Origin of the sequence: Oceanisphaera litoralis (assembly GCF_016907015.1) — a bacterium.
Lineage (GTDB): Bacteria > Pseudomonadota > Gammaproteobacteria > Enterobacterales > Aeromonadaceae > Oceanimonas > Oceanimonas litoralis.
This window is the reverse complement of record NZ_JAFBBE010000003.1, coordinates 17,033-38,930: the sequence shown is the minus strand read 5'-3', so window position 1 is coordinate 38,930 and position 21,898 is coordinate 17,033. Positions and strand designations below refer to the sequence as shown.

Below are 21,898 nucleotides of genomic sequence, written 5' to 3'. Positions count from 1 at the left end.
TCGAATCCACTAGGACGCACCAAATTTCGAAAAAGCGCACTCAAATGAGTGCGCTTTTTCGTTGTGCTCTCCCCTGCCGACTTCTGTTTCCTGGTTACATCACTATTCTTCCGATGTTCAAGCGGTGCGATATTGTCTCAGGTTAACTATGCATGTTGGCATAATAAATAAAGATAATACCGCATAGGCATGGATCTTCGGGTCATTGAATATCCATCCCGTTAGTCACCAACCAACACTGTCATGGCTCCAGAAAGACACTCGGCGCTCCACTGCAACTCACATACAACCCCTTTACCGCCCGGGTAGCGGCCACGTGCAGCAGGGCGCGTTCGTTGAATTCGTTGTCGCGCAGCTCTACCGGATCGGCGCTTTGCCGGGTATAGGGCTGAGGCACCACCCCCTGATTGATACCGGCAAGAAACATATACTGAAACTCCAGTCCCTTGACTCTATGCAGGGTCGCAATACGCACACCGTCGGTTTGCTCGTTATCGCTACTGTCGGCGTCTAGGGTCAGCGTCGGAATATCCGCATCTTTCAGGGCGTCGGCGTAACGGTCACACAGGTGCTTGGTACGGGCGACCACACAAATGGCCCCCAAAGGCACCCCATCTCCGGTCAGGGCGGCAATTTCTTCCCGTAGAAACGCCGATTCCTCTGCCAAGCCGGCACAAGTGAATGGCCAGCCAGGCGTGCTGTTCGCCACGGCAGCGGCGGATTTCCGTATTGATGATGTTGAGGTCGTCGCTAAGCAGCAGCTGCCAGTTGTCCGGCGGCAGTTGTTTGAAGCGCAGGCGCAGATCCTCCGGTGCCACCAGCGACAGGGTGCCGTCCGGCAGGCGCTCGAATTGCAGCTGCTGGCCGCTGTGGCGCAGATGGGTCAGGGCGCGCTGGCAGTAGTCGGACTCGGTACTGAACAGGCGGGGCAATTCGGCCCGGGCCTCGGCCATGGTGCCGGTCAGGGCGGCTTGGGGCGCCAGCCCGGCCAGGGGATCGTCGTGATGAACGGCGGCATTGGTGTCGAGCAGATCGGCGAACAGGTCGGCACCATTGAAGCCATCGCCCTGCATCATGAACTCGGCCACCTGCTCTTCTTCGTCGGCCTGATCGTAGCGGCGGGTAAATTCGGAGCTGTCGCCGATGTTTTTCTGGGCCTGCTCGTCCTTTTCGATCAGCACTTCCAGCACCCGCATGTCGCCGCGGATCTGCGGCTGTTGGCTTTCGGTTAGCAGGTAGCGGATCTGGGGCGGGTACTGCTGGCCATAGCGGTCGATACGGCCATTACGTTGCTGAAACACCATCAACGACCAGGGTATGTCGAAGTGGATAAGCTTGTGGCTCTGGTGATGCAGGTTGATGCCTTCGGAGGCCACATCCGAACACACCAGCAGGCGCAGCGGTGATTTTGCCTTGCCAAAGTCTTCCACCACTGTCATCAGTTCGGTATCGGCCATGGCGCCGTGCAGGCAGGCAAGCTGCCTCGCCGGCCATCTGGCTTTTCACGTCTTTCTTGAAGCGGCGTACCACCAGGTTCTTGTCGGCGAAGTCGTCATGCTGGTACTCGGACGGATTGGCAATGGCGGTGGCATCGAGCATGTTCACCAGGCTGACGAAACTTTCCGGCTTGCCGTCGTGGGGCGTGGCCGAGAGCATGATCAGGGTGTCGGAACGGCGTGACAGCACGCCGGGCCAGCTTGCTGCGCAGGGAGCCTCCTTGAATCGTCACTTTTTTACTGCCGTGCCGACTATAGGCAATAGTTTACTCCACCCAGCAGAAACGTTCGGCGCTCAGGGTCTGCTTTCCATCCCAGCGATAGGCGCAAAGCTTGCCGCCGTCTTTTGCCACAACGCTGTAGTCCAGGCAGGCGATATGCTCATCAAGCGGAGCCGGTGTACCGGTCAGCCAGTAATGGCCCACAAATACCGGTTTGTGGCCATCGTAGCCCGGCAATATGTCGGCCGGCACCGGAGTATGCGGTATCCGGGCCATGGCTTCTTCCGGCACCAGGGCCAGATCCCGGTAGGTGACTGCCGCCCGGTTCCACCATTGGCTACGGATATGACAACGCGGGTTCCGGTCCTTGTCGAAAAACGAATGCCCCTGCGGCAAGGGAATTTCCAGCCCTTTGAGCAGGGTTTCCAGGGCTTCGAACCCGGCCTCACCCAGGCGGGTCAGCATCGGCCAGGCGTACTCCCGAATTCGCTGCCGCTCATCAATATATGGCGCTATCTTGTCTAGCTGCTCCGGATGCCAGCAGGCATGCACCACCCTGAACTCCGGCAGGTCCAGATACAACGGCAGCGTCTTGAACCAGGCAATGTGTTCCCGGTGCAGGGCACTGCCCTCTCCTACCTGATCGAGATATCTTTGATGTTGTCCGCAGTTTTTCTCGGTGTGAGGCCGCAAATGCTGGCCGTCTCTATCCGGATCCGGTGTGGCATAGGCCACTGCGTTGAATTCGTGATTACCCATCACCGCCAGCGCCTGGCCGCTCTCTACCATGGCGCGGGCAATCGCCACGGTTTTGCATTGCTCAGGGCCGCGGTCGATAAAATCCCCGAGAAAAATGACTTTTCGTGCGGGATGGCGCCAGCCGCATTCACCTTGCCGATAACCCATTTTGGTGAGCAGGGCTTCCAGCTCGGCGGCATGGCCGTGAATATCACCGACAATATCGTACATGGCTGGCCTTCCTTGTTTTATTACAAAAATTTCATGTTGGCATAAATAAAGTCATTCACAAGATGCCGGCGCCGATATGTCAGCCAATCAATCTCATGTGACCGCGCTCATCTGGCCGCAACCAGTGACGAATGGCGGCCCAGGTCTGCTCGTCCGGTTTCTGGTTGCGCGCCAGCGACACCTGACGAATCACCGGCTCCCCGTTTTGAAACGCCACTTCTATGGTCGCCCGCTGAGGCTGCATTATCCGGTAGATATAGCATTCACCGCTTATGATGTTGTGGGCATAACTGGCTACACAGTGGCGCATCAGTCGTCCTTCTTCCTGCAAATCTTCCATCGTCAGAATCGGATGAATATGCGCATTGCCGGGCACAGGTGGCGGTGGAAATTCCACTTTCCCGTGCACCGCAATGAAACGTTGCCGATTCAGGCGATCGGTCCAGCGGTCGTGCAGTGCCTTGAGCGCTTGCGGGTCTTCGCAACGCTCCAATGCAATACGGGCGTCTGTCATGCCCAGCAGCCGGGCCACATTGAGCGCATCCTGCCAGTATCGGCCATATCGACGGATCCTCGCCCTCATCGCTTCCGGGGTCAGATCCCTGGTCAACACCATCGGTCTGATCAGGCGGCCCTGGATCAGTTGCGGAAAGTCGGTGGCCACCAGCAAGAGGTTGACCGGAATCTCGGCCCATGTGGACAGGGGCTGCAACTGTTCTGGCTGAGCCAGCGCCTGGCAAATGAGACGGTATTCTTTCAGATCGGCCTTGCACAGCTGTACCTTGCCCAACAGCCTGACCAGGGCCTTGCTGCCGCTACCGGTCAGGGCCTTTAGGATCTGTCGGCGCGATTGCCTCAGCAGCTCATCCACTCTGGCATTCGGCCATTCTTCCTCGCCGCTACCGACAATCAGCAACCAGCACAGATTGGGTGAGTGCGAAAACAGCTCACGGGCGTGCGGGCTTCGCGTCAGCCATTGCAGCAACCGGGTCTGCTGGTAATAAAAGGGCTGTACGGCCTCCCGCACAGGGGCCGGAATTTCGCCAACGAACCGCCCTAGGGGACTGTCGCCACCAGCCAGGGCCGCGGCATCGAGCAGGGAAATACCCAAATCACTGTCTTCGGGCAGCCAGCGCTCCTGCTCCCGGCATTCACAGCCAAGGCCTTGCGCCCAGGAGCGATAGCGAAAGTGCGCCGCTATCGGCTCGGATAACTGCACTACAAAATGCCCCTCGGGGGTATATTCCATCTGCTGTGCGTCCAGCCACATACGCCTTCTCCGTCAATCGAGCCTGTCGGTCATCCTCAAAGTAACAGGCAACAACGAGTGTCGCCCGGCACATATAAAGAACACCCGCAAATAATACCCGATTGGCTACCATCGACAAGAACTGAGCCTGATTTACTCCCGCCAAGCCGGCTCCGGTGGCTGATCCATACTGGCCAGCTCGTCCAGGGTCAGGGGCTTTACCGGAGCGCGCAGACGGTAATAGCCGCCCTTCTCTACGTTCTGCCCCTGCAATCGGGCCATCAGCTCCGAGACCAGCAGCCCGCACTGGCGCCCCTGGCAGGGCCCCATGCCGCAGCAGGTAAAGCAGGGGTCCGCAGCCGGCAAACACGGCGCCATCGGCCCCCACCCCCGGGGTTTTCAACAGAATTTGCGCCGACCCGGCGGTCATGACACCGGGCAAGGTCCAGCCGGGGATGGGAAAGGGTCGCTCCTGGGCACCGTTGGCAATCATTACCTGACTCGCCTGTATTGAGGCGGCCTTTCCTTCCCGGCTGTAATACACCCGACCATCGCGGTCGAGCTGCCATACTTGGGTATTCGGCAAATACCGACAGCCGCTGGCGGCAACCTCGTCAGCCAGGGTGCGTCCCGCGTAATAGTCGGGCCCCAGAATGCGGGGATCGGCCAGCGATGGCTAGCCTATGTTGCGATAAATCTGCCCGCCAACCCGGGGTTGTTCGTCCAGCAGCACCGTTTTCAGGCCCAGACGACCCGCCTCTATGGCCGCCGCCATGCCCGCTGTGCCGGCGCCAACAATGGCCAGATCAGCATCCATCATCGAGCTCCTCTCCGGAATCCTGCTCTTTCGGCAAGAACAACCGAACGCGCATCTCCGGCTGCACCTCGATCAGGCACCCCTGTCGATTGGGGATGCCGTCGATCTCGACCAGGCATTCGAAACAAGCCCCCATCATGCAATAAGGACCCCGTGGACTGCCGGAAATGGAGCTGGTGCGATTGGCCTTGTATCCCAGCGCCAGCAAGGCAGCGGCGACCGTATAGCCGGCGGGTATCTGCCGGGGTTGATCGTCGACATAAAGGGTCTGCAAGGGGCGCTGCTGCCCGCTGACATCCTTGAACATGGCTTAATCCTTGAATCGTTGGGGAGTGAAGACATCCAGTAACGGGCTCCATCAGCATCGGCGCCAGCGTCAGGGCGTGCACCGCTGCCAGGGTGACGCCGCTGTGAGAGCTGAAGGCATGGACCTGCGGCCCCGGTGTCCGGTTTTGCTCATACACCGGATAGCCATCCGGACTCAACACCCTGAGTGCTCCCCAGCCTCGTACTATGTGCCGGTGGCGCAATGCAGGCAGCAAGGAAATAGCACGCCGGGCCAGCTGCGCCATCACCTGCGGGGTATTATCGTCATCCAGGCCGACCTGCTCGGACGAGTCGCCGATCTGGATGGCTCCCTCCCCGGTCTGACGCAGATAGATGGACGGATAATTCAGTAACCTCGGCAGGCGCTCGGTGATCAGCAGCTGGCCCCGCTGGGGAGTCAGGGGTTGTGACAACCCGACCATGGGCGCCAGCCGGCGATTATCGAGCCCCGCCGCCAATACCAGCTGCCCGGCCCGTATCGGCCCCTGCTCCGTATGCAGCACAAAGCCATCATGCGTGGTCTCTATGTTCAGTACATGATGACGTGGTTGGTAGTATCATGGTGCCAAGCTCATAGACGGCCTTGAAGGCGTTGAGCTGCTGAAACTTAATCATCTAACACATTCCTCTCCGTCACTGTCATAACCAGAGCCTGAGGGAGTGCCACAATGAATACCAACGAATTAGCCGCCCACCGGGAGCGCAGCATCAAGCAACACCGTGGCTGAAACTGCTGAGTGTTGAGATTAAGGTAGGCAGAGAGAAATCGGCGCACAACAACATCAAATTTTTGAATACATGATCACCGGCATGTACTTACTTACGTAAACGTAAATACTGATTTTTTGCATCTACAGAAAAAAGAAAACCCTCGCGAGCGAGGGCAAAACAAACGGAAACGTGCTTAAACAGAGCGACACCTGGCACCGAACAACTTGCTTACTCAGTTGAGGCAAATGGTCAGGCCCCAGTGCTGGTTCAATCTAACTGGACGAAAATGTGAAGTCAACGTAAATAGATCACGAATTACTCAATTGAACATCAAATGAGCACCACGGTGACGATAACGTAAAGGTAATCATTGGATGTTACCTTTGGGATTCAAGCGCATCCGCAACAGAGGCCCCCTGTTTTCTGGCAAAAAAAGCCTTGTCCGACAGAGAGTTCGGCAGAGAGTTCAACAGGGTTGATGCCACAAATTCTTCGTTATTTCTGAATGTTACACAAGCGTAATAGAGAAATCCTGTCTAACCTTTCAGTAAGGGAATGAAATATGTGTGCGCCAGGCTCTTTCTTCTGTTGTAAACGTCAGAGCCGGATTTATAGGGGATAAAGCCATGGGTATATTCGAGCACTACCAAACGCGCTACGAGAAGGCAAAAGAAGAGGAGTACGGCCTGCTGGAATTTCTGGACATGTGCCGGGAAGACAAGGCCTGTTATGCCTCGGCCTCCGAGCGCCTCTTGATGGCCATCGGCGAGCCGGAGATGATCGACACCGCACAGGTGCCCAGATTCAGCCGACTCTTTTCTAACCGGGTGATTGCCCGCTATCCTGCTTTCGCCGAGTTTTACGGCATGGAGGAAAGCATCGAGCAGATTGTGTCCTACCTGAAGCACGCCGCTCAGGGACTGGAAGAAAAGAAACAGATACTGTATCTGCTGGGTCCGGTGGGGGGTGGTAAATCCTCGCTGGCCGAATGTCTCAAGGGATTGATGCAGAAGGTACCTATTTACCGGCTCAAGGGATCACCGGTCAATGATCACCCTTTCTGTCTGTTCGATGCCACGGAAGACGGCCCCATGCTGGAGCAGGATTACGGTATTCCACGCCGCTATCTGCGACCCATAATGTCACCCTGGGCAGTGAAGCGACTGCATGAATACGGCGGTGACATCTCCCGCTTCAAGGTAGAAAAAGTCTATCCTTCGGTGCTCGACCAGATTGCCGTCGCCAAAACCGAGCCGGGCGATGACAACAACCAGGACATTTCTTCTCTGGTGGGTAAGGTCGATATCCGCAAGCTGGAGCATTATGCCCAGGATGATGCCGACGCCTATTCCTACTCCGGCGCACTCTGCAAGGCCAACCAGGGCATGATGGAGTTCGTGGAGATGTTCAAGGCGCCCATCAAGGTACTGCACCCTCTGCTGACCGCAACCCAGGAAGGTAACTATAACGGTACCGAGGGGCTCTCTGCCCTGCCCTTCGAAGGCATTATTCTGGCTCACTCCAACGAGTCGGAATGGCAGCACTTCAAACACAACAAGAACAACGAAGCCTTTCTCGACCGGGTTTACATCGTCAAGGTACCCTACTGCCTGCGGGTCACCGAAGAGGTGGAGATCTACCGGAAACTGCTGACCAACAGTGAGCTGTCTACCGCCAAGTGCGCTCCGGGCACCCTGGAGACGCTGGGTCAGTTCACCGTGCTGTCGCGTCTGAAGGAGCCGGAAAACTCCAGCCTGTATTCCAAGATGCGCGTCTATGACGGCGAAAGCCTGAAAGACACGGATCCCAAGGCCAAGTCGTACCAGGAGTATCGGGATTACGCCGGGGTCGACGAAGGCATGAATGGCCTTTCTACCCGTTTCGCCTTCAAGATACTGTCGCGGGTATTCAACTTCGACCACGCCGAAGTCGCCGCCAACCCGGTGCACCTGTTTTATGTACTGGAACAACAGATAGAACGGGAACAGTTCCCGCAAGACGTCCACGACCATTATCTGGAGTTCATCAAGGGTTATCTGATCCCCAAATACGTGGAGTTTATCGGCAAGGAGATTCAGACCGCCTACCTTGAGTCCTACTCCGAATATGGTCAGAACATCTTCGACCGCTACGTCATCTATGCCGACTTCTGGATTCAGGATCAGGAGTATAGGGACCCGGAAACCGGCCAGCTGTTCGACCGTTCGGCGCTCAATGCCGAACTGGAAAAAATAGAGAAGCCGGCCGGCATCAGTAACCCCAAGGACTTCCGTAACGAAATCGTCAATTTCGTCTTGCGGGCCCGGGCCAACAATGCCGGTAAAAACCCCAACTGGACCAGTTACGAGAAGCTCAGAACCGTTATCGAGAAGAAAATGTTCTCCAATACGGAAGAGTTGCTGCCGGTCATTTCCTTCAACTCCAAGACCAGTGCCGACGAGCAGAAAAAGCACGACGACTTCGTCGCCCGGATGATGGAAAAAGGCTACACCCGCAAGCAGGTGCGACTGCTGTCGGAATGGTATCTGCGGGTACGCAAGTCAACTTAACGAAATGAGTGTTGGGGGAAATTATGGCGCATTTTATCGACAGACGACTAAATGGCCGCAACAAGAGCGCTGTTAACCGGCAGCGCTTTATCCGCCGCTACCAACAACAACTGAAAAAAGCGGTGTCAGATGCGGTACTCAAACGCAGCATTCAGGATATCGACAAGGGGGAAAGTGTCTCCATTCCTACCCGCGATATCTCGGAGCCGCTGTTTCATCAGGGCAAGGGTGGCCATCGGGACCAGGTACACCCGGGGAATGATCAGTTTGTTACCGGCGACCGGATCGATCGTCCTGCCGGTGGCGGCGCAGGCGGCAGTGGCCAGGGCGACGCCAGCAATCAGGGCGAAGGCGAGGACGATTTTGTCTTCCAGATCTCCAAGGAAGAATATCTCGACCTGCTGTTCGATGGTCTGGAGCTGCCAAATCTGGAAAAAAACAAGCTCAACAAAATAAGCGAAATGAAAACCTTCCGGGCCGGCTATACCGCAGACGGCGTGCCGGCCAACATCAACATAGTGCGATCGCTGCGCCAGTCTCTGGCCCGGCGCATGGCACTGCAGGTAGGCAAGAAAAAAACCGTGGCCGAACTGGAGCGGGAGCTGGCCGAACTCGGCAAACATCCCACCGAAAACTATGCCCGCATACAGGATATCGAAGAACAAATTGTCGAGCTAAAACGGCGCATCGCCGCCGTGCCCTTTATCGACACCTTCGATCTGCGCTTCAACAACTTTGTGCAGCGCCCCATTCCTTCGACTCAGGCGGTCATGTTCTGCCTGATGGATGTGTCGGGTTCCATGGATCAGGCCACCAAGGACATGGCCAAGCGCTTTTATCTGTTGCTCTATCTGTTCCTGACCCGGACCTATAAAAATGTCGAGGTGGTGTTTATCCGCCACCATACCCAGGCCAAGGAAGTGGACGAACAGGAGTTTTTCTACTCCCAGGAAACCGGGGGCACCATTGTCTCCAGTGCCCTGCAACTGATGAAAGAGGTCATGGAAGCCCGTTATCCTGCGGATCAATGGAACATCTATGCGGCGCAGGCATCCGATGGCGATAATTGGGCCGACGACTCGCCGTTGTGCAAACAGTTGCTGCAAAACGACATCATGTCTTTTGTGCGTTATTACGCCTATATAGAAATTACCAACCGGGCGCACCAGACACTCTGGCACGAATACGAGTCCATCGCCCGCCAGTTTCCCAACTTTGCCATGGAACATATTCGTGCGGTAGAAGACATTTATCCCGTATTCAGGGAACTGTTCAAGAAACAAGCGGCATGAGGTAACTATGTCTGAGGTAACTATGTCTGAGGTAACTATGTCTAATGCAACAACCTCTGAAGCAATGACCACTCTCCGCCCGCTCAGTGATGGTCCCGACTGGAGCTTTGAGTTACTCGAGGCCTACCACAAGGAGATAGCCCGCATTGCCGAGAGTTATGGCATGAGCACCTATCCCAACCAGATAGAGATCATCACCGGCGAGCAGATGATGGATGCCTACTCCAGCATCGGTATGCCCATTGGCTACCATCACTGGTCTTACGGCAAAAAATTCATTCAGACCGAGCAACATTACAAGCGTGGTCAGATGGGTCTGGCCTATGAAATCGTCATCAACTCCAACCCCTGTATCGCGTACCTGATGGAAGAGAACACCATGCCGATGCAGGCCCTGGTTATCGCCCATGCCTGCTATGGTCATAACTCCTTCTTTAAGAACAACTATCTGTTCACGACCTGGACCGATGCCGAGTCCATTATCGACTACCTGCTGTTTTCAAAACACTACATCACCGAGTGCGAAGAAAAATACGGGGTCGCCGAAGTGGAGTCCATCCTCGATAGCTGCCATGCGCTTATGAACTACGGGGTAGACAGATACAAGCGGCCACAAAAACTGTCTCTGGCCGAAGAGCGCCGGCGCCAGAAAGCCCGCGAGGCCTATCTGCAGACCCAGGTCAACGAGCTATGGAAAACCCTGCCGCGCATGGATGACGCCAAGCAGGAAAAGAAACGCCGTTATCCCCTGGAGCCGGAAGAAAACATTCTGTATTTCATCGAGAAACACGCCCCCCTGCTCGAGCCCTGGCAGCGGGAAATCGTGCGTATCGTGCGCAAGATAAGCCAGTATTTCTATCCGCAGAAGCAGACCCAGGTGATGAATGAAGGCTGGGCCACCTTCTGGCACTACACCATTACCCAGCATATGTATGACGAAGGGCTGGTAACCGACCGTTTCATCATGGAAGTATTGCACAACCATACCAACGTCATCTTTCAGCCGCCCTATAACAGCAAGTATTATTCCGGTATCAACCCCTATGCGCTGGGCTTTTCCATGTTTCAGGACTTGCGCCGTATCTGCGAGCACCCCACCGCTGAAGACAGGGCCTGGTTTCCGGACATTGCCGGATCCGACTGGGTCAAAACCCTGCACTTTGCCATGGAGAACTTCAAGGACGAAAGCTTCATCAGCCAGTTTTTGTCACCCAAGGTGATGCGTGACTTGCACCTGTTCGCGGTGGCCGACGACGATACCCGCAATTATCTGGAAATTTCGGCCATCCACGACGAGCAGGGCTATCGCCAGCTGCGCCAGACCCTGTCCAATCAGTATAACCTGTCCAACCTCGAACCCAATATTCAGGTGCATAACGTGGAAGTGAAAGGCGATCGCTCCCTCACCCTGAGGCATGTGCCGCACAACCGCATTCCGCTGGCGGATTCACACCATCAGGTACTGAAACATGTGCATCGTCTGTGGGGCTTTAATGTGGTGCTGGAGCAGGAAGAGCCGGATGGCAATGCCATCATCATAGGTCGCTGCCCGGAGCGACCCATCACCGAATAAACATCGCCGAATCAAAAACGCCTCCGTCATGGAGGCGTTTTTATCACTGCGGGGCCAGACCGTCCGGCATATGCTCTCGCATATCAAACCATAACTGGCCCGAATTTTTACCATACTCCCGTACCAGCTCGGCCACTGCCTCGAGGTTGCCGTTGTGCGCAAGGCCGGCAAGGGCGCGATAATAATCCGCCGCCAGCTGACGCGCCGCCGGCTGCGAAAAATAACAGCGCCCCACCCGACAGTACAATCCCTTGAAACCGTTAAGGATCAGGGCGTAGATGGGATTGCCGGAAGCAAAAGCCAGCTGATGATGCAATTCATAGTCATAGGCGGCAAAGGCATCGGCCTCGTCGGCCAGTTGTTCCAGCGCGGCGACGGCCGTTATCACGCGTTCCGGATCATTTTTTACCGCGCCACGAATAAAAATACTGCTGATATGGGTGCGGGCAGACAACAGATGGTCAATCAACTCCGGCATCTTGTCTTCATCGAGGCGCGCCAGGGTTTCCAGAATATTGAGGCTGGAGGTTTCCCAGAAGTTATTCACCCGGGTCGGCTTACCGTGCTGTATGGTCAGCCAACCGTCCCGCGCCAGACGCTGCAGCACCTCACGCAGGGTCGTGCGGGTCACCCCGATCAGCTCCGATAACTCCCGCTCGGCGGGGAGTATGGAGCCAGGGGGAAAGTGGCCGTTCCAGATGGATTCTATGATATATTGTTCTGCAAAATTGGCGGGGCTTTGTGCCTTGATGACCATGAAACCACTCTGTTAAATTTGTTACGACAGGCAAGATTGATGGGCGATAATAACAGAGCCGACCAGTTCCCCACAACCCTGCCCCTGCCAACTGTCATTCATCCCGAACGCCATGAGGAACCGATGCTGTACGCCTTTTCACGCACCCGTTTTGCCTGGGGTCTCTTGACCCTCGCCGCCGGCTCACTGTTGGCCGCAGCGCTGTTTTTTCAATATATACAGGGCCTGCATCCCTGTGTGATGTGTGTCTATCAAAGAGCAGCCCTTGCCGGCGTGATACTGGCAGGGGGGCTCGGCTGGCTGGCGCCACGCAACGGGCTGGTCAGCGGTTTTGCCCTGGCTGCCTGGCTGGCGGCGTCGGTCAAGGGGTTCTGGCTGGCAAAAGTACATGTCGGTTATCAACTCAATCCCTCCCCCTTTAATCAGTGCTCCAGTTTCGCGGAATTCCCGGACTGGCTGGCACTGGATCGCTGGTGGCCGGCCCTGTTTCATCCCACTGGCGACTGCGCCGATGCCTCCTGGATCTGGCTGGGCTTCAGTATGCCCCAGTGGCTGATGGGTATTTTCGCCCTGCTGGCCGCACTGGCGGCTTTGTTTATCCTCGTGCGGATAATAAACATGAGGCGTGAGGCGTGAGGTTTACCCCTCACCCCTTACCCCTCACGGATTAACGCGCCCAGGTAATGATGTGATCTTCCCAGTTGCCGGCCCTGGACTCAGGTACGACCTTGCCGCGTACCGACTGACCGGCCTTGTGCATGGCACTCTTGGATCCGGTGCGCAGCGGATGCCAGGACGGCAACGATTGGCCTTCTGCCAGCAAACGATAGGCGCAGGTGGAAGGCAGCCAGAAATAATCGTCCAGCTTGTCCCGGGTAATCTTCAGGCAATCCGGCACCTTGGCGAAGCGATTGTCATAATCGCTGCAGGCACAGCTGTGGGTGTTCAACAGCTCACACGCCACATTGGTATGTACCAGCTCGTCGGTGTCTTCATCAATCAGCTTGTTGAGGCAACATTTACCACAGCCGTCACACAAGGCTTCCCATTCCCCATCGGACATCTCCTCCAGAGACTTGGTATACCAGAAATCGGCCTGCATAAGTTTATCCTGCTACTTTGGCACTGAAACGGTACTGACCGTTCAGTTGCATATCGAGTTCATCCAGCGGTTTGAGTTCGGCCACCCCCCTGGGGGTGCCGGTCAGTACCACATCGCCGGGATTAAGCGTAAAACAGCGGCTCATTTGTGCCAACAGCTCGCCAATGGACCACATCATCATGGCGGTATTCCCCTTTTGCCGTTGCTCCCCATTGACCCGCAAGGAAAAATCAAGGTGCTGCAAATCGTTGAGCACCTCGGGCAGAGCGAAGGGAGTAACAGGGCAACTGCCGTCGAATGCCTTGGCCCGCTCCCAGGGGTGTCCCTGCGCCTTGAGCCGGTCCTGTACATCGCGCAGGGTTAAATCCAGCGCCAACCCCACACCGACCACCGCCTCCAGTGCATGACCCGGCTCGGTATGGCACAAACGACGACCAATCAACAAGGCCACTTCCAGCTCATGATGCACGGCCCCCAGCCCCTTGGGCAGCAACAGCGGTGCATCCAGGCCGGTCAGACTGGTGGACGGCTTGATGAACAACAAGGGCTCTTCAGGTACCGGATTGTTCAGCTCTGCCGCATGATCTTGATAACTGCGGCCAACGCACACCACTTTACCCACGGCATAGGGCAAAGGCTGCCCCTGTAAGTCCATATGTTGATACATGAGTGGCTCCTTGCTGGTACGCAACGTATTGAAAGAGAATTCAGGCGTCAGGCAGAAGGATCAAGCTGTGACGCCCGATGTTGTTTCAGCAGGTTTTCCGGCGGTGGTGGCAATTGCAGGTAATAGCCCTGGGTCTTTAACGCCAGCCTGACCTTGGCCAGATCAGCCTGCGCCAGGTGAGTCTTTGTTGCCAGGTTAATGATCATCGCAAGCCTGGGCGACCCGAAGGTATCCAGCAAGGGGGAAGGCACACGAGAAAAGTCGTCGCGTCGCTCGACAAAAAGATAGGTCTCTGCCTTTTTAGGGCTTTTATACACTACACACAACATGGAAATTGCTATAATCCGTCGGGTTTATTGCCAGTTAAGATGGCAAACTATAACATCAGCACGACCAATAACAAAAAGGATTGAATCCTCGGGGGAAAGCCGCTTATGGCGGAGCATGGCATCGAATTAAAAGGCAGTAGCTTTACCCTGTCGGTAGTGCATATGACCGACGGCGATATTCAGCGGGTAAAGCAACAACTGGCAGAAAAAATTGCACTGGCTCCGGCGTTCTTTCGCGCCGCACCGCTGGTCATCAACATAGAAAAACTGTTACAGATACCCGACTTCACCGCCCTGGCCGATGCCCTCAAGGCACTGGAGCTGGTGCCGGTGGGGATTACCGGTGTCAAAGATGATGCGACCCGAGCCGCCGCCCGGGCTGCAGGCCTGGCCGTGCTCAGCACCGGCAAGATTCCGATGCAACAAGAGCAACAAGAAGCTCCCGCAGCCCCGACCGCCCTGCTTAACCAACCCGGAACCAAGGTTCACCGTGGCCCGGTACGCTCGGGCCAGCAGCTCTATGCAGCCAACGGTTCACTGGTGATTCTGGGATCGGTCAGTAACGGGGCCGAAGTCATCGCCGATGACAGTATTCATATTTATGGGCAACTTCGCGGCCGGGCAGTCGCCGGTGCCAAAGGCAACGAGTCGGCCCGTATTTATTGTCAACAACTGATGGCAGAGTTGATTTCTGTTGCCGGTAATTATCAACTCAGTGATGGATTACAGGGTGTTAACTGGGAACAGCCAGTTACTATTTCTCTGGCGGGCGAACAACTAAAGTTCGATCGCCTCTAATTTTACGACCTTAGGAACACACTATGGCACGAATTATCGTCGTCACATCCGGGAAAGGAGGCGTGGGTAAAACCACCTCCAGTGCAGCCATCAGTACCGGCCTGGCCAGTCTTGGGCATAAAACCGTGGTGGTTGATTTTGATATCGGCTTGCGCAACCTGGATCTGATCATGGGCTGCGAGCGTCGCGTCGTATACGACTTTGTCAACGTGATTAACGGTGACGCCAACCTCACTCAGGCACTGATCCGGGATAAGCGAGTCGAGCAACTCTATATTCTGCCCGCCTCCCAGACCCGGGACAAAGACGCCCTGACCCGGGAGGGGGTAGAGAAAATCCTCAACGATCTGGCCGACATGGGTTTCGAATACATCATCTGCGACTCGCCCGCCGGCATCGAAACCGGGGCGCTGATGGCCCTGTATTTTGCCGATGAAGCCATCGTCACCACCAACCCGGAAGTGTCCTCGGTACGAGATTCCGATCGTATTCTGGGGATTCTGTCGTCCAAGTCGCGTCGGGCCGAAAAAGGCATGGAGCCCATCAAGGAACACCTGTTGCTGACCCGCTACTCTCCCGAGCGCGTCAGCCGTGGCGACATGCTGAGCGTACATGACGTACAGGAAATTCTCGCTATACCGCTGCTCGGGGTGATCCCCGAATCCCCGGCCGTGCTCAAGGCATCCAACGCCGGTGAGCCGGTGATCCTGGACGGCGAATCCGATGCCGCCCTGGCCTATGCCGACACCGTTGCCCGCCTGCTGGGCGAAGAACGCTCCTTCCGTTTCCTCGATGAAGAGAAGAAGGGATTTTTTAGCCGACTTTTTGGGAGTTAACCCATGTCTCTACTGGACTATTTTCGTTCAAAAAAGACCCAAACCAGCGCCAAGCTCGCCAAAGAGCGCCTGCAGATCATTGTTGCCCACGAACGTAGCCAGCGGGATACCCCGGATTACCTGCCGCAGATGCAACAGGATATTCTGGAGGTGATTCGTAAATATGTGAACATCGATATCGATCAGATTTCGGTACAGCTCGATCAAAAAGGCGATAATCTGTCGGTACTGGAACTTAACATCATGTTCCCCGATATCGACGAAAAAACAGAAAAAACAGCCGCATCGTAAAAGCCAGGGGCGAGCCGGTTCGCCCCCTTTTTACTCACCACATCTTACGCCTTACATCACAGTTGTGAGGTAAGCAGTTCGCCGCGCCAGCCCTGCAACAAGGCAGGCGTCATGTCCTTGCTTTCTTCCAGCCGCCACTTCCAGCTCAGATACTGATGGATCAATCGCTTGGACGCGATCAATTCCGCCGGAATCTCGGCCTGCTCTCCGGCACGTTCCACAATGGTCTTGATGCGCTTGAGCTCTGCCTTGTAGCCCGGATAATCCACCAGTCGCTGCACCGGCGCCGGCCAGCTGTCGGGAGCATCCAGCGCCTGTTGTACCAGCGCCAGCAAGGTGTCGCCATGACGCTTGATTTCCATCGGCTCCAGCCCCAGACGATTCAGATCACCCAGACTCTGTGGCGCCCGCTCCGCCACGCGAAACAGATTCGCTTCCTTCACCACAAAGTTGACCGCCAGATCCCGACGACGTGCCTCGGTCAACCGCCACTGGCACAAGCGCTGCAATATGCCCAGCGCCTGAGGGTCCAGGGTCCAGGCATTCTTGATATCGAGATAAGCCAGCGCAGGAGCCACACTTTCGCTGCGTCGCTTTACCGCCCGCTCGCATTCCTGCTCGAACCAGTCGGTCAGCCCCTTCTGCTGCAGCTGCTGCATCAACTGTTGATACACGGGATAGAGATAAATCACATCGTCTGCCGCATAGCTCAGCTGAGCACTCGACAAGGGCCGGGCCAGCCAGTCGGTTCGGGCATGGGCCTTGTCCAGGCTCACCTCCAGCAACTTCTCTACCAGAGGGGCAAAACCCAACTGGGTGCCATAGCCAAGGAAGGCGGCGGCCAGCTGGGTATCGTGCACCCGGGCCGGCAAGGCGCCGCTCTGATGCTGAAACAGCTCCAGATCCTCTCCCCCCGCGTGCAGTACACACAGCCGGGCCGGGTCGTGCAGCAAGCGCCACAAGGGCGACAGATCCGACACCGCAACCGGATCAATCAGCGCCGTACGCCGGCCGTCGAACAGCTGGTAGAGGCCCGGTTTGGCATAAAAGGTGCGGGTGCGAACAAATTCGGTATCCAGCGCCAGCAGGGTGGCGTCGGTGGCACAGAAGTCGGCCAGGGTCTGGTTATCGGTGATCAGTGTATAAGTCATGGGCGCTCTGAGTGATCGGCAAAATAAAACCCCGGTTGCCCGGGGTTTCGACTCAGGCAGCGGCTTCTCGCAGCGCCCGGCGCAGTATTTTACCGACGTGGGTTTTGGGCAATTCGTCACGAAATTCTATCACCTTAGGCACCTTATAGGCAGTCAGATATTGGCGACAATGGCCGATCAGTGCTTTTTCGTCCAGCCGGGCGCCCGGCTTTTTCACCACTACCAGCTTGACGATTTCGCCGCTGATCCTGTGAGGTACGCCCACCGCCGCCGCCTCCAGTACCGCCGGGTGCTGCATGGCCACGTCTTCGATTTCATTGGGAAATACATTGAAACCGGATACCAGTATCATGTCTTTCTTGCGATCCACAAGGTTCAGAAAGCCCTGCTCGTCGATGGTAGCGATATCACCGGTACGCAGCCAGCCGTCATGGAAGGTGTCGTCATCTGCGCCACTCTGTCTCCAGTAGCCACGCATCACCTGGGGGCCCTTCACCTCCAGCTCGCCGGGAGTCCGAGTCAGATGAATTTCCTCGTCGTTATCATCGACCAGCCTGACCTCGGTGGAGCACACCGGCAGGCCGATGGAGCCGTTATAGCCGTCCATGTCATAAGGACAGACGGTCACCAGCGGTGAGCATTCGGTCAGACCATACCCTTCCAGAAGAGGCCTGCCGGTAATGGCCTGCCACCGCTCGGCCACCGCTCGCTGTACCGCCATGCCACCGCCCATGGTCAGCTTCAGGCTCTTGAAGTCATGCCCCCGGAAACCCGCGTTGTTCACCAGCACATTGAACAGGGTGTTGACGCCGGTGATACAACTGAAGTCAAAGTTCTTGAGCTCCCGCACCATAGCCGGAATATCCCGCGGGTTGGTGATCAGCAGGTTGTGTCCGCCGATGCGAAAAAACAGCAGGCCGTTTACCGTCAGCGCGAACACATGATAGAGCGGCAGTGCGGTCACCACCTTTTCCTGTCCCTTGCATAATACCGGGCCATAGACGCCAAGACACTGCTCCACATTGGCCAGCATATTGCGATGACTGAGCATGGCCCCTTTCGAGCGGCCAGTGGTGCCGCCGGTATATTGCAGGAAGGCCAGGCTATCGCCATTCAATTCGGGCCGGACATAACGCAGGCCACGGCCCCGGGTCAGGGCCGTCTTGTAAGATATGGCCGCCGGCAAGTGATATTCGGGCACCAGCTTATTGATGTATTTAACGACCGCATTGACCAGGGTGCCCTTCACCAGCCCCAGGTGATCACCGATGCGGGTCAGGATCACCTGTTTCACCGGCGTCTCTTCAAGCACCTCGGTCAGGGTATGGGCAAAGTTTTCCACGATGACGATGATGCTCGCCCCGGCGTCATTCAGCTGATGCTTCAGCTCGCGGGCGGTATAGAGCGGATTGACATTCACCACCACCAGGCCGGCGCGCAGGGCGCCGAACAGGCAGACCGGGTATTGCAGCAAATTGGGCATCATCAGCGCAATGCGATCACCCGATGCCAATTTGAGACCCTGCTGCAGATAGGCGGCAAAATTCCGGGACAGCGTATCCAACTGCCGATAGCTGAGCGTCTTGCCGACGTTGCTGTAGGCCGGCAAATCGGCAAACTCACTCACACCCTGTTCAAACATGTCCAGCAGAGAACCGAATTTATCGGCATCGATCTCGGCGGGAACATCGGCCGGATAGCGATGCAGCCAGGGCTTTCCGGAAAAAGGTGTCGGCTGCTGACCAGATAGAACATGTTCCATTTCAGTCTCCCGGGCTACTAACAAGGGCGTAGATTGGCCGTCCCGTCAACGCCGCCGGTAATGCCACAGCCGCAAACAACGCCGGTTGTTTCGCCGCCTACGCTGGCGGTACTTAAAACTACGGTGGTAAGGCCGCTGAGGATAGAACAGAGGGGAATCCGGGTCTTCCCACTGTTTGATTGAGAGTTTGATCGAGAAAATCTTCACTGCAGCTCCTGTCAGCGGCCCGGCAGTTTTTGCCAGGTCACCTTGTCCCGCAGATAGACAGGACGCGCATCGGCCGCGGCCACGCCCAGCCCGGCACGACACAGGGCGATGGCCTGGGGTAACAAATCCCGGGCTTCGGGAAAGGGCACCGCCTCGCAGAGTACTTCTACCCGGCTCATGAGTTCAGCATAGGTGACAAAACCCGAGCCCACACCCAGCTGCCAGCGGTCGGTGTCCGCGCAGGTATCCAGAAATTGCCCCGGCGGCAATACCCGCTCTTCAAGGGTGCCGACCATGAGCCCCTGTTCCAGCCGATAAGCCCCAACATAGATTTCCCCCATGCGGGCATCGATGGCGGTCAGCACCCGCTCGCCACCGCAGGCACGATGGGCACCCTGAGCCAGCGCCTGCAGGTTGGAGACGCCCAACAGCGGCAAGTCGGCGCCATAGGCCAGCCCCTGCGCCACCCCCAGGGTGATGCGTACCCCGGTAAAAGAGCCCGGGCCCCGCCCGAAGGCCAACCCATCGAGCTGGTTCAGAGTCAATTCGCCTTCGGCCAGCAGCTCGGCCACCATCGGCAGGATCAAGTCCGTATGGCCTCGTGGTGCCACCTGATAACGGCTCAACAGCTCGCCGTTTTGCCACAGGGCGGCAGAGCAGGCCTCGGTGGCGGTGTCGATGGCCAGAATTCGGGTCATGTGTTCATTACTCCAGGGTTGATAAAAATTCGGCCAGCTGCTGCAAACTGCGGGTGCGTGGCATAGCCGGCAGGCTATTGATAAAGTCGGCGCCGTAAGCCCGGTTGACCAGGCGGCCGTCGGTGATCACCAGTACGCCCTTGTCCTCTACGTCCCGGATCAGCCGCCCTACCCCCTGCTTGAGGGTAATGATGGCCTTGGGCAACTGCACCCGGGCAAAGCCGTCTTCGCCCCGCCGGCGACAGTCTTCAAGCCGGGCACTCAGCAGCGGATCATCCGGTGCGCTGAACGGCAGCTTGTCGATCACCACACATTGCAGGGCATTGCCGCGCACATCTATGCCTTCCCAGAAACTGCTGGTGGCCACCAGCACGGCACGGCCATCCTGGCTGAAACGCTCCAGCAGCCGCACCTTGTTGTCTTCGCCCTGTACCAGCACGGTACGATCCAGCCGGATGCGCAACACCTCGGCGACCTCGTTCATCACCTTGTAACTGGTACAGAGAAAAAAGCTGCCGCCGGGCACCGCATCCAGGGTGTCGGCCAGGCTTTCGGCCAGCCAGCGGCCACGACCGGCGGCGTTGGTTTCCGGCAGATAACGGGGCACGCACAAACGGGACTGGCGAGAGTAATCAAAAGGGCTGTCCAATTGCAAGGTACGACACCTTGACAGCCCGAGATCGGCGCAAAAGTGCGCAAAACTGTCTCCTACCGCCAGGGTGGCGGAGGTAAAGACCCAGCTCACCTCGTCTTTGGCCAGCTCCACCGAGAAGCGGTCGGCCACCGACAGCGGGGTCTTGTGAAAGCTGATATGCCGTCGGGTGCAGTCGAACCAGTAGGAATAGCCGTCTTCTTCCACCCGGGTGACCGAGTCCAGCTGGGTGCGCAGCCCCACCAGGCGCTCGAAGCAGTGATCGAGCTGCTCGCCCCGCCCCAGCGCCAGCTTGAGTACCTCGTAACAGAACGCCAGGCTCTCGTTCAGTCGAACCAGCGCCTGGGCCACCTCGGACCGGGCCAGCATGGGCCTGAGCTGGCCGCGACCGCTGTCATGGCCAAAGGCCAGCCGCAGGTCCTGGGCATGACGCTCCAGCTGCTCGGCGGCCTTGCCTATCTGGGCCATGTCTCTGGCTTCGACCTTTTGCGCCAGCCGCAGATCCCGTGCCAGTTCAAGTATTTGCTTGCTGGACTGACTCTGACCGAAATACTGGCCGGCGATCTCCGGCAATTGATGGGCCTCATCCAGGATATAGGCGTCGGCATCGGGGATCAGCTGACCAAAGCCGGTGTCGCGCACCGCCATGTCGGCGAAGAACAGGTGGTGATTCACCACCACTACCTGCGCCTCCATCGCCTTGTTGCGGGCCTTGACCAGATAACAGTCCTGATAATGACGACAGTCACGGCCCAGACAGTTGTCGTTGGTGCTGGTGACCAGCGGCAACACCTCGCTGCGCTCGGCCAGACCGGGAATATCGCCGATGTCACCGCTGTGGGTCATGGGCACGAAACGCCGCACCCGCTGCAAATCGGCCAGCCCCTCTGCCGACAGCATGGGGACGCTCTCGTTCAGCAGGCCTAATCGCTCCAGACAGAGGTAGTTGGATCGCCCCTTCAGCAGGGCCACCGGATGATGATAATGCATCGCCTTGACCAGGGTGGGCAAGTCGCGATGAAACAGCTGCTCCTGCAGGTTGCGCGAGCCGGTACTGAGCACCACCCTCTTGCCCGCCGCCAGCACCGGCGCCAGATAGGCGTAGGTTTTGCCGGTACCGGTGCCCGCTTCCACCACCAGGGGTAACTTGTCGTCCAGCGCCTGACCTACCGCCGTCGCCATCTCTACCTGAGCCGCCCGGGGTTTAAAGCCGTCGATGGCCCGGGCCAGCGGCCCCTTTTCGGTAAAGAGCTCGGTAAAGAGTTCGGTAGAAAGCTCGGTAGAGCGTCCGGCAAAAGTCGGGCTGCTGTCGTCTTGGTCCAAGGCAGGAAAATCTCGTCGCTGAAAAGGGCATGATAACAAAAGCGGTTGCGGCACGGCAGCCGACTATGCCGTTTTTGTACCAAGCCCAACACCGCCTCCATCGGTGCGGCCCGGTGTTTTT

22 protein-coding genes, 1 tRNA gene and 1 pseudogene (1 of these 24 only partly in view) are annotated in these 21,898 nt (G+C 57.2%); 8 read left to right on the top strand and 16 right to left on the bottom strand.

The annotated features are described in order from the left end of the window. Positions 1–22: transfer RNA gene (locus HNR62_RS02330), tRNA-Val, on the top strand; it begins 155 nt to the left of the window's first position. Positions 23–241: 219 nt separating this feature from the next. On the opposite strand, the gene HNR62_RS02325 is transcribed toward HNR62_RS02330, so the two are convergent. The 8 genes and pseudogenes from HNR62_RS02325 to HNR62_RS16420 all read right to left on the bottom strand — a co-directional run. Continuing rightward, complete coding sequence (locus HNR62_RS02325; RefSeq protein ID WP_204794490.1) at positions 242–589, bottom strand: 3'-5' exonuclease; 348 nt, start codon at positions 587–589, stop codon at positions 242–244. Next, positions 561–1,457 (bottom strand): C-terminal helicase domain-containing protein, encoded by an 897-nt coding sequence (locus tag HNR62_RS02320; RefSeq protein ID WP_239552536.1) that lies wholly within the window; start codon positions 1,455–1,457, stop codon positions 561–563. Before HNR62_RS02320 ends, HNR62_RS02325 begins: the two co-directional genes overlap by 29 nt. Positions 1,458–1,762: 305 nt before the next feature. Then, on the bottom strand, positions 1,763–2,686 hold the full coding sequence (locus HNR62_RS02315; RefSeq protein ID WP_204794489.1) for a metallophosphoesterase: 924 nt from the start codon (positions 2,684–2,686) through the stop codon (positions 1,763–1,765). 79 nt (positions 2,687–2,765) lie between these two features. Further along, complete coding sequence (locus HNR62_RS02310; RefSeq protein WP_204794488.1) at positions 2,766–3,956, bottom strand: PcfJ domain-containing protein; 1,191 nt, start codon at positions 3,954–3,956, stop codon at positions 2,766–2,768. 132 nt (positions 3,957–4,088) lie between these two features. After that, complete coding sequence (locus HNR62_RS02305) at positions 4,089–4,313, bottom strand: hypothetical protein (protein WP_204794487.1); 225 nt, start codon at positions 4,311–4,313, stop codon at positions 4,089–4,091. A 298-nt stretch (positions 4,314–4,611) separates the two neighbouring features. Then, positions 4,612–4,755 carry an FAD-dependent oxidoreductase gene (locus tag HNR62_RS02300; protein WP_204794486.1) on the bottom strand — a complete coding sequence of 48 codons (144 nt, stop codon included), beginning with the start codon at positions 4,753–4,755 and terminating at the stop codon, positions 4,612–4,614. After that, the gene (locus tag HNR62_RS02295) at positions 4,742–5,059 is read right to left on the bottom strand and encodes a (2Fe-2S)-binding protein (RefSeq protein ID WP_204794485.1); all 318 of its coding nucleotides are present in this window, start codon (positions 5,057–5,059) and stop codon (positions 4,742–4,744) included. Before HNR62_RS02295 ends, HNR62_RS02300 begins: the two co-directional genes overlap by 14 nt. 73 nt (positions 5,060–5,132) lie before the next feature. Further along, positions 5,133–5,612: pseudogene (locus HNR62_RS16420) on the bottom strand (NAD(P)/FAD-dependent oxidoreductase); the annotation flags it as partial. A gap of 804 nt (positions 5,613–6,416) precedes the next feature. Here HNR62_RS16420 and HNR62_RS02285 point away from each other — a divergent pair. The 3 genes from HNR62_RS02285 (at position 6,417) to HNR62_RS02275 (ending at position 11,204) form a co-directional block, all read left to right on the top strand. Continuing rightward, a complete protein-coding gene (locus HNR62_RS02285; protein WP_204794484.1) occupies positions 6,417–8,339 on the top strand; it encodes a PrkA family serine protein kinase in 1,923 nt (640 codons plus the stop codon). A gap of 23 nt (positions 8,340–8,362) precedes the next feature. Beyond that, positions 8,363–9,631 (top strand): YeaH/YhbH family protein, encoded by a 1,269-nt coding sequence (locus tag HNR62_RS02280; RefSeq protein WP_204794483.1) that lies wholly within the window; start codon positions 8,363–8,365, stop codon positions 9,629–9,631. A 64-nt stretch (positions 9,632–9,695) separates the two neighbouring features. Beyond that, complete coding sequence (locus HNR62_RS02275; protein WP_204794482.1) at positions 9,696–11,204, top strand: SpoVR family protein; 1,509 nt, start codon at positions 9,696–9,698, stop codon at positions 11,202–11,204. Between the two features lie 43 nt (positions 11,205–11,247). Here HNR62_RS02275 and fadR read toward each other — a convergent pair whose 3' ends face one another. Continuing rightward, positions 11,248–11,961: a fatty acid metabolism transcriptional regulator FadR gene (gene fadR / locus HNR62_RS02270; protein ID WP_204794481.1), complete on the bottom strand. Its 714-nt coding sequence runs from the start codon at positions 11,959–11,961 to the stop codon at positions 11,248–11,250. Positions 11,962–12,000: 39 nt separating this feature from the next. On the opposite strand from fadR, the gene dsbB reads away from it, so the two are divergent. Further along, positions 12,001–12,597: a disulfide bond formation protein DsbB gene (gene dsbB, locus HNR62_RS02265; RefSeq protein ID WP_239552535.1), complete on the top strand. Its 597-nt coding sequence runs from the start codon at positions 12,001–12,003 to the stop codon at positions 12,595–12,597. Between the two features lie 31 nt (positions 12,598–12,628). Here the strand turns inward: dsbB and HNR62_RS02260 are convergent, their stop codons facing one another. The 3 genes from HNR62_RS02260 to HNR62_RS02250 are packed head-to-tail and all read right to left on the bottom strand — an operon-like array spanning position 12,629 to position 14,059. Beyond that, on the bottom strand, positions 12,629–13,063 hold the full coding sequence (locus tag HNR62_RS02260; protein ID WP_204794480.1) for a YcgN family cysteine cluster protein: 435 nt from the start codon (positions 13,061–13,063) through the stop codon (positions 12,629–12,631). A gap of 4 nt (positions 13,064–13,067) precedes the next feature. After that, positions 13,068–13,730, bottom strand: a complete 663-nt coding sequence (locus tag HNR62_RS02255) for a fumarylacetoacetate hydrolase family protein (protein ID WP_204794479.1) — start codon at positions 13,728–13,730, stop codon at positions 13,068–13,070. A gap of 47 nt (positions 13,731–13,777) precedes the next feature. After that, positions 13,778–14,059: a YcgL domain-containing protein gene (locus HNR62_RS02250; RefSeq protein ID WP_204794478.1), complete on the bottom strand. Its 282-nt coding sequence runs from the start codon at positions 14,057–14,059 to the stop codon at positions 13,778–13,780. Between the two features lie 105 nt (positions 14,060–14,164). On the opposite strand from HNR62_RS02250, the gene minC reads away from it, so the two are divergent. Genes minC through minE form a run of 3 tightly spaced genes read left to right on the top strand, consistent with a single transcriptional unit; the run spans position 14,165 to position 15,984 of the window. Continuing rightward, positions 14,165–14,857 (top strand): septum site-determining protein MinC, encoded by a 693-nt coding sequence (gene minC, locus HNR62_RS02245; protein WP_204794477.1) that lies wholly within the window; start codon positions 14,165–14,167, stop codon positions 14,855–14,857. Positions 14,858–14,880: 23 nt separating this feature from the next. Further along, positions 14,881–15,693, top strand: a complete 813-nt coding sequence (gene minD / locus HNR62_RS02240) for a septum site-determining protein MinD (protein ID WP_204794476.1) — start codon at positions 14,881–14,883, stop codon at positions 15,691–15,693. A gap of 3 nt (positions 15,694–15,696) precedes the next feature. After that, entirely contained in the window at positions 15,697–15,984 is a 288-nt protein-coding gene (gene minE / locus HNR62_RS02235; RefSeq protein WP_204794475.1) for a cell division topological specificity factor MinE, read from the top strand. Between the two features lie 56 nt (positions 15,985–16,040). On the opposite strand, the gene rnd is transcribed toward minE, so the two are convergent. From rnd to HNR62_RS02215, 4 genes are all read right to left on the bottom strand, one after another. Then, a complete protein-coding gene (gene rnd / locus HNR62_RS02230; RefSeq protein WP_204794474.1) occupies positions 16,041–17,135 on the bottom strand; it encodes a ribonuclease D in 1,095 nt (364 codons plus the stop codon). Positions 17,136–17,187: 52 nt separating this feature from the next. Further along, positions 17,188–18,897, bottom strand: coding sequence for a long-chain-fatty-acid--CoA ligase FadD (fadD, locus tag HNR62_RS02225; RefSeq protein ID WP_204794473.1), 1,710 nt, complete (start codon positions 18,895–18,897; stop codon positions 17,188–17,190). 218 nt (positions 18,898–19,115) lie between these two features. Beyond that, positions 19,116–19,802 carry a tRNA (adenosine(37)-N6)-threonylcarbamoyltransferase complex dimerization subunit type 1 TsaB gene (tsaB, locus tag HNR62_RS02220; RefSeq protein WP_204794472.1) on the bottom strand — a complete coding sequence of 229 codons (687 nt, stop codon included), beginning with the start codon at positions 19,800–19,802 and terminating at the stop codon, positions 19,116–19,118. Positions 19,803–19,809: 7 nt separating this feature from the next. After that, on the bottom strand, positions 19,810–21,684 hold the full coding sequence (locus HNR62_RS02215; protein WP_239552549.1) for a DNA repair helicase YoaA: 1,875 nt from the start codon (positions 21,682–21,684) through the stop codon (positions 19,810–19,812). Positions 21,685–21,898 lie beyond the last annotated feature (214 nt).